The following is a 13397-nucleotide window of genomic DNA, read 5'->3' on the forward strand; positions in this document are numbered from 1 at the left end:
ACAAGAGTTGCGCTTCCGATCACCAGTCAGCTTCGGTGTAGCGGATGACGCCGCGGATGTTCTTGCCATCCAACATGTCCTGGTAGCCGTCGTTCACGCCTTCGAGCGTGTAGGTCCGAGTCACCATGTCGTCGAGGTTCAGCTTGCCTGCCTTGTACATCGCGAGGAGGTTCGGCACGTCCTGGCGAGCGTTGCCACCGCCGAAAATGTTGCCCTGAAGGTCCTTCTGAAGCATCGCCATCAGGAACAGGTTCAGCTTCACATCCATGTCCGTCAGGTGCCCCATTGCGGTGACGACACAACGGCCGGCCTTTGCCGTCAGAATCATCGCTTCTTCGACGTACTCACCCTTCATTTCGCCGACGGTGATGATCGTCTTCTGTGCCATGCGGCCATACGTAGCGTCGATGATCGGCTGAATGGCAGCGGCAGCGCTTTCGAAAGCGTGCGTTGCGCCGAACTTCAGAGCCTGCTCACGCTTCCACGGCACGGGGTCGATGGCAAAGATGTACCGGGCGCCCGATGCAACTGCACCCTGTAGCGCACTGATACCGACGCCGCCGACACCCATGATCACAACGTCTTCGCCGGGCTTCACATCGGCGATGTGGGTTGCCGATCCCCAACCGGTCGGGACGCCGCAACCGACGAGTGCGGCAACCTCGAACGGAATGTCCTTGTCGATCTTCACCACTGACGACTGGTTCACGACCATGTAGGGCGAGAACGTCCCTAGCAGGCACATCGGGATCACGTTTTCGCCGCGAGCCTGGATCCGGTACGTGCCGTCACTGATGGCCTGGCCGCTGAGGAGGCCCATCCCGAGGTCACACAGGTTCTGATGGCCGGCCGAGCACGCCGGACAGGTTCCACAAGCCGGAATGAAGGACAGAACGACGTGGTCGCCGACCTCCAGACCCTTGACCTCCGGGCCGAGCTTGGTGATGACGCCCGAACCCTCGTGCCCACCCATGACGGGGAACGACGGCATCGGGGTCGCGCCGGTGACGATGTGGTGATCGGAGTGGCACATTCCGGCCGCTTCCATGCGAATCTGAACTTCGCCGGCTACGGGCTCACCGATCTCGATCTCCTCGACGGACCACTTTTCATTGAGGCCCCACAGGATTGCACCCTTGGTCTTCACGTCACTTCACCCTTTCATTCGCACACCCGCATCTATCTCTGTGACCATAGCCACAAATCTGCGAAATTGGAACGTGTTCTAACGAAAGATTTTGCACTGCAGGTCAGACGTCCAAATGACCTGGCACAACCGGCGCGGCAACAACGGAATAATGACCCACTGAGTGGGACAGGCCACACGGGCACCCGAAAGTAGAGCCGCCCCGAAAGCACGCAACCATTCGACTCCACCCCCCACCAATCGGTCGGACACAGAGCAGCGGGTCTGAAACAGACCTGGGCATGTTCTGGTGCATCTGAGGTTCGTCCTCAGGTTTTGAAGGTGGTGTTCGCCGGCCGCGGTTGCTGACCCGGGTCGATCGAGGGTGGCGGGATGAACCACGGTTTGTTGTCGACACCGATGCGGATCACCCATTTCCCGACGAACCCTGATTTTCGGTGCATCAACCGATGATGTGAACGGCACAGCAGGACCAGGTTGTTCGTCACCGTCGGGCCACCGTTCGCCCAGTGCCGGATATGGTGCGCATCAGTCCACGCCGGTACACATGTGCAACCCGGGAACGCACAGCCTCTGTCTCGGGCAATCAACGCCACTCGCTGTTCGGCGGTGACCAACCTCTTCCCTGGTTGCGCATCCAAGGGCGCGCCGTGATCGTCGAGCAGAACGGTCGAGAGGAAACAATCACACCCGAGAAGTCGGGTCTGCGACACCGACAGTGGCCCGAGCCAGGGCATGTGCCCGACATCAAGATCCGACAAGTCCAGATCGGGTGAGCCTTCGTCGTCCACATCAGAAGGCGACGCGGCGCAATCCCGATGCTCAGCCAAATCACGAGCATTGATGTGCACGTTCACGTGCGGGCGTTGACCACCGTCTGTGCCTGTTTTGGCGCAGTCGAGATAGCGGCGGATCAGTTCGGTGAACCCGTCGGCAGTTCGTTTCGCTGCCGACCGAGAATCCGGGGTTCCATCGGGTGCCGGGGTGGGCATCGTCAGATTCGACAACGCCGACAACAGCATTTCGCCGGTGAGGGCGTCGAAATCCCCGCGCACCACCACTCGACCGTTCAATGTCGACGCGATCCGCAGCTCATTCCGGTCGACGTCTTCGGCGGGTGGAATTTCATCGGATTCGAAGATTCGCTCCAAGGCCGCGATCACGTTCCGCACTTTCGTGGTCGTCGCTTCCACGCCCGACGCAGCCGCAAGCAGTAGGTCGATACAGCGAGGGAGCGCCTCCTCCGGCATGCCCTTCGGTGGTGATTCACAGAACGCCACGATCAACACGGCATGATCGAAGGAGCAATCCCCACAACCGAACCGAGCAGCCACACCCGGAAGCGGCCGCAAAGCCGCACCCAACGCGGCGATCTTCTTCCCGTCCCGAACCTGCAGCATCGTGTTAGCCGCCAACCACGAACCGACACCGCGACTGGCAATCACCTGATCATCCGGGCGCAACGACAACTCGTCCACCACCGCCACACGAACCGCCTCGAGGCGCAGAAATCTCAGCACTCGCCTCGACAGCAGCAGCACGCAACTCAGCAGCAGACAACTGCCACAACCGTCCGCGCAACCCCACCGCAGAACCCGACACCACATCCGACAACAAGACACTCATTGAATCCCCCGATCCCCTCCCCAAACAATACTCGAACACCCGTTCGAGTCAAGAGTTTCTCGAGTCAATCCACCGAGCGTCCCGGAATCACCACACCGCATTGATAGGCGAGAACCACCAGTTGCGCGCGGTCGCGGACATCCAGTTTTGTCATCGCCCGGTTCACGTGCGTTTTTGCCGTGACCGCGCTGATCACCAATTCCGCAGCGATTTCGTCGTTGGACATCCCGAGGGCAACGAGGGTTACCACTTCGAGTTCGCGTGGGGTCAACTGACCGAAAATCCCAGAAGTCGAGTCGGCCCGCGACGGAGTGGAAAGGAACCGAGAAATCAACGCGTTGGTCGCAATCGGCGACAGCAAAGAGTTCCCACCTGCGACCGTCCGAACAGCATCGAGTAGATCCTCGGCTCGGATTCCTTTGCCGATGAAGCCGCTGGCTCCCGCCCGGATCGCCTGTGCCACATGCTCATCCACTTCGAAGGTGGTAAGAATCAACACGCGCACGTCGGTCAAATCCGGATGATCGGCAATCATGGCGGTCGCTTCGACTCCGCTGGTGCCTGGCATTCGAATGTCCATCAATACAACGTCGGGTCGATGCTCGAGCGCCGCCTGGAATGCCTGCTCTCCGTCTGCCGCCTCGGCGACCACCTCCATGTCCTCTTCCGAACCGATCAGCAGCGCAAGCGTTTGACGGAAGAGCGCCTGATCGTCTGCCACTACCACCCGAATACTCACGACTCCTCACGCTCCGAACCCCTGGACACCGAGACAAGCGGTAGTTGGGCGTCCACACGAAATCCCCCGTCGGCGCGGAATCCTGCTGAGACCTCGCCTCCCATCGCCTGTACCCTCTCCTTCATTCCCAGCAGTCCGTACCCGGGTGGTGACGTCGAAGGCACTGCCGTTCCGGCGTTTTCGACCGACAGCATCAGAACCTCGGCTTCGTATGACAACGACACGGTGACGGCTCCTGGCAGCGCATGCTTGCTCGCATTCACGAGTGCCTCCTGGATAATTCGGTACGCTGTGAGATCTACTGCGGGCCCGAGTGGGCGCAGCGAACCCACAGCGCGCACATCGATTTCCATTCCTGCACTGACGAATTGATCCACCAGTGCCGGTAGATCCGAAAGCCCCGGAGCCGGCTTCATCGAGCGATCACCGTCCTGAGCATCACGGAGAACTCCGACCGTGGCCCGAATTTCATCGAGTGCCGCCTTGGACGTTTCCTCCACTCCGCGTAGTGCAGTCGTCGCCTTCTCCGGGTCTTTCCCGATCAAGTGCGACGCGACCCCGACTTGCAGGTTGACCAAGGCAATGTGGTGCGCGACAACGTCGTGCAGGTCTCGCGCAATCCGCATCCTTTCTTCGACGACGCGGTGTCGGGCCTCGTCCTCGCGCATTCTTTCCGCTTGCACCGCGCGCGCCTCGACGGACTCCAGATAGGCCCGGCGAGAACGGACCTCGGCGCCGGCAAAACTTGCCATCAGCAACCACGACAACAACCCCAGTGCCTCCTGCAGGAGATTGTTCCCCACTCCCAAAAAGATCGTGACGAGCATCAGCGAGCTGACTGTGCTCGCCGCTGCGAAGAAGGTCCTCCGGCGGTCACTCGTGCTGGCAACGTAGTAGAGGCACACCATCGCTGCGGAACCTGTGCCGGCATTCGGCGGCGCTGACAGTGCAATAATCAATACGCCGAGGAGTACTGCCACCGCCAGTGCCGAGAACGGATAGCGCCTTCGGAACACGATGGTTGCCGCTGCGATCGCTGTTACAAGCACTCCCACAACCGTGACCTCGCGGGTGTCATTGCCGTCGAGCGCGATGCGGTGCGCCGTCCACGTGGCAAGGAGCACGAGAATCGCCAGTGCCAGGTCGATGGTGCGCGGGTGTTCCGCACACCATCGACCCCACGTCGATGTCGAAGTCATCGATCTACCGTATCCGGGTCACACCGACAACTTGTCGCTCGTGGGTTCACTGGATTCCTTCGAATCTGCGAGCAGCGCAGTCAACTGCTCCCCCTCGACATCGACGTTCGGGACCAACCGGTCCAGCCATGAGGGGAACCACCATGCCTTCGAGCCCAACAGGGACATGACGGCCGGTACGACGGTCATACGAATCACGAAGGCGTCGAACAGAACCGCAAACGAGAGTCCGAGTCCGATCTGCATGATGAAGGCGTCGCCGCCGAAGATGAAGCCCGCGAAAACGGCGATCATGATCAGCGCCGCGGCCGTGACCACTCGCGCGCCCTGGTCGAAGCCCTTCACGACTGCTTCATCCGGTCCGTCACCGTGGACGAACGCTTCACGCATTCTGGTCACCAGGAACACCTGGTAGTCCATCGCCAACCCGAAGACGATGCCGATCATGAAGATGGGCAACATCGCCACAACTGATCCGGTTTGACCTTCGATTCCGAGAATGCCGGCGAACCAACCCCACTGGAAGATCGCGACCAGCACACCGAACGTCGCACCGATCGAGAGCAGAAATCCGAGAGTTGCCTTGAGTGGTACCAAGATCGAGCGGAACACCAACATCAGGAGGATGAAGGCGAGGCCGACGACCAATGCGAGGTAGGGAACCAGGGCGTCGGCCAGGCGATCCGAAACGTCGATCGTCAACGCTGTCTGACCGGTGACCGACATCGTGGCTCCGGTCTCGTCGGTCAGTGATCCGGCGACCTCACGTATATCTGCGACGAGCGCCTTTGTTGCCTCGGTTTCCGGGCCACTCGAGGGAACCACCGTGATGACTGCTGTATCGCCGGCCTGATTGAGTGCTGGCGGCGTCACTGCCGCTACGTCGGGCAGAGCACCGAGCTTTTCCTGGGCGCCGCTCAATGCCGCTGCCGGATCTGCGGCGTCGGCAACGTCGACGACCACCATGAGCGGACCGCTGAACCCGGCACCGAACCCCTCGGATAGTCGGTCGGTAGCCCTGGCGGCAGTTGTGTCGGGCACTGGTGGGCTCGCCAAACTCAGGTTGATTCCGAAGGTGGGGATCGCCAGCAATCCCAGCCCGAGGACTGACGCGAGCAAAACCGGAACTCGACGCCGGATCACGAACTTGGCCCATCGCGAGCCCGCCCCCTCCGACTGTTTCCGGTGTGTCAGTTCACCGCCGGACGCCAGCAGTCGACGATCAGACCGACTCATGACGCGCGACCCTGCAAATCCGAGTGTGGCGGGCAGCAGCGTCAGTGAAATCACCACTGCAACAGCAACTGCGAATGCTGCAGCCAGACCCATGCTTGTCAGGAACGGGATGTTCACGACGAACAGTCCGGCCAGTGCGATGAGGACGGTCAACCCCGCGAACACTACGGCCGAACCCGCAGTCCCCGCTGCGCGGCCCGCAGCAATTTCCGGATCATGTCCGTCACGTAGTTCGGAGCGGTAGCGCGAGACGATGAAGAGCGAATAGTCGATCGCCACGGCGAGCCCAAGCATCATTGCCAGGACGGTTGTGCTCGAACCCAATTCGATGAAACCAGTTGCGATAGTGATCGTGCAGATCGCGATGCCGATGCCGATCAACGCGCTGATCAAGGGAAGCCCTGCTGCCACCAACGAACCGAAAGTGACGGTCAGCACCACCGCGGCGATCGCGACGCCGATCACTTCGCCCATCGATTCGGCACTGCTTTCCATCAGCACGTTGCCGGCGACATCGATCGCCAGTCCCGAACCCGCAGCGTCGTGAACGGCGGACTCGAGCAGTTCTTTCGAGCTGTCCGGCAAGTCGATCGAGTCGGCGGTATAAGAGACCTGCATGTATCCGATCGTCCCGGTCGGCGACACTCCGCCGGAGGCATACGGATCCGATACCGCTGCAACCTCGGGGTCCTTCCCGAGCGCAGAGACCAAGTCACTGACGGATTGTCGAATCGCCGGATCGGTGAGCGTCGTGCCTGCCGGAGATTCGAAGACGATGCGAGCACTGGCTCCGTCGGTGGACGACTGCGGAAATCTTTCAGCCAGAAGATCCTGCGCCGCTTGTGATTCGGTGCCCGGAATCGACAACGTATTGACGGTCGGACCGGACAGCGTTGCTGCGCCTACTCCGCCCGCCACCAGCAGGACGACCCAGAAGCCCACCATTGCCCAACGGCGCCGAAACGCGAGTCGCGAGAGTTTGTACAGGAATATCGACATGCGTGTCACTGTGCCGATACACGACCCCGTCGCACATCGTGCACAGGTAGGCAGTTCGACGTACTGCGCTCGCAGTAGGGCGGTGGTCCCCAGTGCTAGACGGGCCGGCCCAACTCCCTTGACCACGGCGGATCCGCCCCGGGACGTGACACGGTGACGGCTGCCGCGCGTGCGGCAAAGGTCAACGCGGCCGACCAATCTGCCTCGGAGAACCCGCGCACAACAGCGACGTCGAGTGCGTCGTGACGATCAAGGTAGGCCAACAGGGCTCCGTGTACGGTATCTCCGGCACCGATCGTGTCCGCGACGTCGACTGCGGGCGCGGGCACCGAAACATCGAGTTGCTCGGTGATCAACCGCAACCCGTCACCGCCACGGGTGAGCAGGACGGCGCCGACGCCTTCGTCGAGCCACTCGGCGCCGTCGACCGAACCCAACCACTTCGCGTCGTCGTCGCTCACTTTGAGAATATCGATGGCTGGCAACCACGAACGAAACCGTCGTCGATACGCGTCCGGGTCGGAGATCACCGCCGGACGAATGTTGGGGTCCACCATGGTGAGTCGACCGCGGGCGTGGGCTTCGTGCAGCAAAGCTTCGTAGGCAGAGGCCCCGGGCTCGAGCACCAGCGACAGCGTTCCGAACGAGAATGCCCGGGCAGAGGGAAGTTTCGGCAGCGCGAACTGTCGATCCGCCGTTCCCTCGAGGTAGAAGGAATACCGCGCACCTCCGTCCGCTGCAAGGTTCACGACGGCCAGAGTTGTCGGCTCGGGCCCACGTTCGACCCCAGTTGTGTCGACATTGGACGCGGCCAGCGAGTCGATCATCCGATCTCCGAAAGCGTCTGTGGACAAGCGAGAGACGAATCCCACGTCGGATCCGAGTCGACCCAGTGCAATCGCAACGTTGAACGGTCCACCGCCCAACTTGGGTGAGAAGTTCTCCCCCACCGGAACCAGATCAACCAGTCCCTCACCACACACCACGACGGATCGTTCGCGTGTATCACTCATCGGTAGACCCTAACCTTCTCACCAGTCGAAGATGGATGTGATGGGATTCAGCTACCCACACGCTCGCCCGTAGCCGGGTCGAAGAGGTGAACGAGGCCGTCCACCCGCTCGAAGCCCAGCGTCTGGCCGTACTGCAGCTTCGATCGACCGCCGGTGCGTGCAACGAGCGAGATCGGGTCGGCTTCGGTACCAGGCACGTGTGCGTAGATGTACGACTCGTTGCCCAGTTCCTCTACCAGGTCGATCTGAGCTGCGATTCCGTCTCCGGCAGCAACCACCTGGAATTGCTCGGGCCGAATTCCCACTGTGACCGAAGCCAGACCGGCCGCGGCGATTGCCGCCATCTGCTCGCGGTCCAGCGGAACCTCGACGTCGCCGAAACGCACCCCACCCGAACTGACCGGCGCCGTTACCAAGTTCATACCTGGAGATCCGATGAAGCCGGCAACAAACGCATTGGCCGGCCGATCGTAAAGTTCGGTCGGAGAAGCGAATTGTTGCAACTTGCCGCCCTTGAGCACTGCCACGCGATCACCCATCGTCATCGCTTCCACCTGATCGTGCGTGACGTAGACGGTGGTGGTTCCGAGACGACGCTGCAACGCCGCGATCTGCGTGCGGGTCTGGACGCGTAGCTTTGCGTCGAGGTTGGAGAGCGGCTCGTCCATGCAGAACACTTGCGGTTCACGAACGATAGCTCGGCCCATGGCAACTCGCTGCCGTTGACCACCGGAAAGCTTGGCCGGTTTGCGGTCGAGGTATTCCGTCAGGTCAAGCAGTTTGGCCGCTTCGGCAACTTTCTTCTTACGCTCCTCGACGGGCACACCGCGCATCTTCAACGCGAACCCCATATTTTCGCCGACGGTTTTATTGGGGTACAGCGCGTAATTCTGGAAGACCATTGCGATGTCGCGATCCTTCGACGGGACATCGGTCATGTCCTTGCCGTTGATGGTGATCGCACCGGAATCGATGTCCTCGAGCCCTGCCAACATGCGCAGGGCCGTGGACTTTCCGGAACCTGACGGACCGACGAGCACGATGAACTCCCCGTCCTTGATGTCAAGATCGAGTGAATCTACAGCGAGGGTCCCAGCACCTTCGTAGATGCAAGACGCTTTCTGGTAAGAGATTTCAGCCATGACGAACTCCTGAGAGGGTGAGGAGAATTATTTGATTGCACCGAAGGACAGGCCGCGCACCAGTTTGTTCTGGGCGAACCAACCGGCCAGGATGACGGGCAATGCCGCCATGGTCGCTGCCGCGGAGAGCCGAGCCCAGTACAGTCCCTCGCCGGTGATGAACCCGACCAGGAAGACCGGAATCGTCTGCGCTTGAACAGCTGTCAGGTTGACTGCGAAGAAGAATTCGTTCCACGAGAAGATCACGCAGATCAGCGCAGTCGCAGCAATTCCGGGCGAGATCAGCGGGAGGATCACCTCGCGAACCGAGGTCCACAAACTCGCGCCGTCCATGCTGGCAGCTTCGAGAAGTTCGCCGGGGACTTCGAGAAAGAACGAACGCATCATCCACACTGCGATCGGCAGATTCATCGATGTGTACAAGATGACCAGCGCCCAGATGTTGTCGAGCAACCCGATGTCGTTGACGATCACGTACAGCGGCACGATTGCAGCGACGACTGGGAGCATCTTGGTACTGATGAAAAAGAACAGAACGTCCTGAGTCTTGGCTACCGGGCGAAGCGACAATGCAAACGCAGCCGGAACACCCAGTAGCAGAACAAGAATCGTCGACATGGCCGTCGCAAATGCGGAGTTTGCCAGCGTCGTGCCGAGACCGGAGTCGAGGACGGCACGGAACTGTTCGAGGGTGGGAGTGAAGAACAGCTTCGGCGGATCCGTGTAGGCGTCTGCCTCGGTCTTGAACGCGGTGAGGACCATCCAGAAGACCGGGAAGAAAAACCCGAGAGCGGCGATCCACGCCACAACCGACCACGGACTGAACTTGCTGCTCTTCTTTTTCTTGACGACGGGCTTGTCGGCCGTCGCGCTTGTCGTCTCTACGGCAGTCATCACGCCGCCTCCTCGTTGCCGGTGAAGCTCTTGAAGATCAATCGGAGCGCAAGTGTCGACACGATGATCGTCGCGATCACCGTTACGACACCCATCGCCGCAGCTTGACCTACGTCGAAGCCGAGGAACGCGCGCTGGTAGATGTAGAACGGCAGGTTCGAGCTGGCCACGCCGGGCCCACCCGAGGTCATCATGTACACCGCGTCAAAGGTGTTCACGAGGTAGATCGCACCCAGAACTGCACCGAGTTCGATGAAGCGGCGCAGGTGCGGCAACGTCAGTTCGCGGAACATCGCAAACGGCTTGGCTCCGTCCACTCGTGCGGCTTCGAGAATGTCTCGGGGCATGGACTGCAAACCGGCCAGAATGAGCAGCATCATGAAGGGCGTCCATTGCCAGATCAGATTGATCATGACGGCGGCGAGCGGAAACTTACTGACCCAGTCGACCTGGCCGACGCCGAAAGGCTGGAGGACAAAGTTCACGATACCGAACACCGGGTCGAACATTGTTGTCTTCCACAGCAATGCGCCGGCGACGGGAGTGATGAGAAACGGCGTGATCAGCAGTGTCCGCACGATCCCCCGACCAAGGAATGCGCGGTCGAGTAGCAGCGCCAGCGCGAGTCCGAGGATCACGGAAACGATGACGGTTCCCACGATCATGATGACCGTGTTGACCGCGACTTCCCGAAACTGACTGTCCTTGAAAACCTCTATGTAGTTGTCGAACCCGTTGAAGTGCCGCGATCCCGGCCGGACTAGGTTCCACGACTGCGTCGAGTAGTAGAGGGTGAACAGAAACGGAATCTGGGTGACGACGATCGAGAAGATCAACGCCGGCAACAGGGGACCTCTACGACGCCAACCCTCGGCGCGGGAGATCTTCTTTTCGACACGGACCGGTGGCGCGTCGTCCACCGTAGTTCTGGGCTCGGCAACCGTAGTCATCGGTTCTCCTGATAGGTCTTGCCGACCACCTCGGCATACTGCTGGGATTGTTCGAGTGCTTCTTTCACGCTCTTCTGACCCGCGATGGCCGCACTGATCTGCTGGCTGACGCGAGTGCCCAGGTCCTGAAACTCAGGGATGGTGAGGAACTGGACGCCGGTGTACGGAACCGGTTGCACTGTCGGGTTTTTCGGATCTGCATTGTTGATCGATTCGAGGGTGATCGGACCGAATGCCTGTGCGGCCTCTTGATATTCCGGAATCTCGTAGGTCGATAGGCGACTTCCCGGAGGAACTCTCGACCAGCCGAGTTCGGTTCCGACCTTCTGGATGTAGTCCTTGTTCGTCATCCAGGAAATGAACTTCCAGGCGTCATCTTTGTTCTTTGCCGACTCCGGGATTCCGAGCGCCCACGTGTAGAGCCAACCAGGATCGGACTTCTCGACCTTCGGGGCCTTCGCATATCCGATGTTGCCGACTACCTTCGACGAGGCGGGATCTTCGAGCACCGACACAGCTGAGGTCGCGTCGTACCACATCGCCGTGTTGCCTTGCGCGAATTGTGTTGCACATTCACCGAATCCGCTCGTGGCAGGACCCGGCTGACCGTGCTCCTTGACCGTGTCCACGTAGAACTGAACCGCATCCTCGACCTGCGGACTGGTCAACTGCGCATTCCAATTCTCGTCGTACCAGCGTCCACCGAAGGTGTTGATCACTGTGTTCAGCGGTGCGAGTACCTCACCCCAGCCAGGCTTTCCGCGCAAGCAGATTCCCGCCATCTTGGCATCCGGGTTGTCGAACTGCGCTGCCCAACCTGCGACTTCTTGCCACGTCGGGTCTTCGGGAACTGTAATCCCCGCCTGATCGAACAGATCCTTGCGGTACATCAGGAACGACGACTCCCCGTAGAAGGGGACCGCGTACATACTGTCCTCGTACGACAGAGAAGTCTTGATCGACGGTACGAAGTCGTCCTCGTCGTAACCGGGCGTCGTGTCTGCATAGTCGGACAGGTTCGTGAGCCAACCGTTTGCAGCCCACTGAGGTGTCTCGTAGTTGCTGATCATCACGACGTCGAACTCACCGCCGCCGGTTGCCGTCGACGCTGTGATCTTGGCGCGCGCCTGGTTCTCGGAAAGGCTGACGAATTTGAGGTCGATGCCAGGGTTCTCGGCTTCGAAAGCCGGCGCCAGCTTGATGGCGTCCTGCATCTGCGAGTTCGACACCATCGCGATGGTGACTGTTCGTTCGCCGGAACCACCGAGCGCACCAGCGCCCGCACATCCCGACACCAGGAGGCAGAGCGCCGCCGCGGCAGCGCCCCACACTCGTCTTCCTGTTTTCACGGATTACCTTCCTTCACACTTGCGTGTCAGTCGCGCGCTCGGACCGCGAAACTCGTGAGATCGCTAGCCTTCGAGCAGCCACTGGGCGCACTCGACGTCGGTGACGAGTACGTTTGCCAAACCTCCGCGCAATGCGCCCAGAACGGCCTGGCGTTTGTGTGTTCCCCCCGAAATCAGAATCGTCTGATCGCAGGATTTCACTGCGTCGAGCGAGACGGAGACCGTTCGCTCAGGCAGTGGCCCCTCCACTGGATTGCCGTCGATCGTGTAGAAACGGCCGCCGATTTCACCGACAGCGCCTCGACTTTCCAACTCGTCCAGCATGGTCGAGTCGACGAAGCTACCGGCAAACAAGGTCGTCGCGGTCGAGACGGCACCGACTCCGAAAACCATGATGTCGGAATCAGTTCCGGCTTGCAGCGCCTTCGAGATCACCGAGTCGTTTCGCATCGACTCCACGGTCGCCGAGTCGGCATACAGCGGAGCGTTGAGACGAATAGGATTGGCCTGCAACTGTTGTGCACATCGGCCGATGGTGAAGTCGACACCGGTTTGGTAGTCGGTCACCGTCATGGAGCCGTCAAGTTGTACCACAGCCGAGCACTTCGCGGCCTTGTCTGGCAAAGATCTTGCTACCGCAACGGTTTCCGGACCCCAGGTAAACCCGAGAACGCTCGACGGCTGCAGACGGCGAACCAGAACTTCCGCTGCTCTTCGGCCGAGTGCGTCGAAGTCCGGGTCGTCCGTATCCGAAATCGCTTCGGGGACGATCAACACTTCGGCCAACCCGAAGTGCTTCTCCAGCTTCGATTCCAACTCCGTGTTCACCGAACCTTCGAGCTCAGGCGGCACCAAAATCTCGACCCTGACCAAACCTTGCGTCCGCGCCCTGGCCAACAGTCGCCCGGCTGTCGGCCGCGAGACGCCCAACTTCGCTGCAATCTCCGCCTGAGTGGCACCTTCGAGGTGATACATCGTCGCCGCCCGCAAGGCGAGCCGCACATCCTCGGAAGCGGGCAACTTCGACGACTTGAGTCCTGTGGGCTGAGCCGACTGGTTCACACGGTCTCCTTGTGCATCAGGTTTAAAGTTTCTCGATCGTG

At 60.6% G+C, this 13397-nt stretch carries 10 protein-coding genes and 1 pseudogene; all 11 read right to left on the bottom strand.

From position 1 onward, the window contains the following. Nucleotides 1-19 precede the first annotated feature (19 nt). The 11 genes and pseudogenes from P0M12_RS29885 to P0M12_RS29935 all read right to left on the bottom strand — a co-directional run bounded on the left by P0M12_RS29885 (nucleotide 20) and on the right by P0M12_RS29935 (nucleotide 13356). Nucleotides 20-1147 carry an NDMA-dependent alcohol dehydrogenase gene (locus tag P0M12_RS29885; protein ID WP_003941638.1) on the bottom strand — a complete coding sequence of 376 codons (1128 nt, stop codon included), beginning with the start codon at nucleotides 1145-1147 and terminating at the stop codon, nucleotides 20-22. Nucleotides 1148-1455: 308 nt separating this feature from the next. Continuing rightward, nucleotides 1456-2773 (bottom strand): annotated as a pseudogene (locus tag P0M12_RS29890) (DUF222 domain-containing protein). A gap of 64 nt (nucleotides 2774-2837) precedes the next feature. Further along, nucleotides 2838-3512 (bottom strand): response regulator transcription factor, encoded by a 675-nt coding sequence (locus tag P0M12_RS29895; RefSeq protein WP_065456310.1) that lies wholly within the window; start codon nucleotides 3510-3512, stop codon nucleotides 2838-2840. Beyond that, on the bottom strand, nucleotides 3509-4711 hold the full coding sequence (locus tag P0M12_RS29900; protein ID WP_277377236.1) for a sensor histidine kinase: 1203 nt from the start codon (nucleotides 4709-4711) through the stop codon (nucleotides 3509-3511). The genes P0M12_RS29895 and P0M12_RS29900 overlap by 4 nt, the downstream gene beginning before the upstream one ends. Nucleotides 4712-4729: 18 nt before the next feature. Continuing rightward, on the bottom strand, nucleotides 4730-6946 hold the full coding sequence (locus P0M12_RS29905; RefSeq protein WP_042450144.1) for an MMPL family transporter: 2217 nt from the start codon (nucleotides 6944-6946) through the stop codon (nucleotides 4730-4732). A gap of 95 nt (nucleotides 6947-7041) precedes the next feature. Beyond that, a complete protein-coding gene (locus tag P0M12_RS29910) occupies nucleotides 7042-7959 on the bottom strand; it encodes a carbohydrate kinase (RefSeq protein ID WP_065456307.1) in 918 nt (305 codons plus the stop codon). Nucleotides 7960-8006: 47 nt separating this feature from the next. Continuing rightward, complete coding sequence (gene ugpC, locus P0M12_RS29915; protein WP_063316184.1) at nucleotides 8007-9101, bottom strand: sn-glycerol-3-phosphate ABC transporter ATP-binding protein UgpC; 1095 nt, start codon at nucleotides 9099-9101, stop codon at nucleotides 8007-8009. 27 nt (nucleotides 9102-9128) lie between these two features. After that, complete coding sequence (locus P0M12_RS29920) at nucleotides 9129-9995, bottom strand: carbohydrate ABC transporter permease (RefSeq protein ID WP_003941600.1); 867 nt, start codon at nucleotides 9993-9995, stop codon at nucleotides 9129-9131. Then, a complete protein-coding gene (locus P0M12_RS29925; RefSeq protein ID WP_019748978.1) occupies nucleotides 9995-10945 on the bottom strand; it encodes a sugar ABC transporter permease in 951 nt (316 codons plus the stop codon). Before P0M12_RS29925 ends, P0M12_RS29920 begins: the two co-directional genes overlap by 1 nt. Next, nucleotides 10942-12294: a sugar ABC transporter substrate-binding protein gene (locus P0M12_RS29930; protein ID WP_030536581.1), complete on the bottom strand. Its 1353-nt coding sequence runs from the start codon at nucleotides 12292-12294 to the stop codon at nucleotides 10942-10944. Before P0M12_RS29930 ends, P0M12_RS29925 begins: the two co-directional genes overlap by 4 nt. Before the next feature lie 63 nt (nucleotides 12295-12357). Beyond that, complete coding sequence (locus P0M12_RS29935) at nucleotides 12358-13356, bottom strand: sugar-binding transcriptional regulator (RefSeq protein WP_030536582.1); 999 nt, start codon at nucleotides 13354-13356, stop codon at nucleotides 12358-12360. Nucleotides 13357-13397: the final 41 nt, after the last annotated feature.

Source organism: Rhodococcus sp. RCBS9, assembly GCF_029457415.1.
GTDB classification, from domain to species: domain Bacteria; phylum Actinomycetota; class Actinomycetes; order Mycobacteriales; family Mycobacteriaceae; genus Rhodococcus_F; species Rhodococcus_F qingshengii.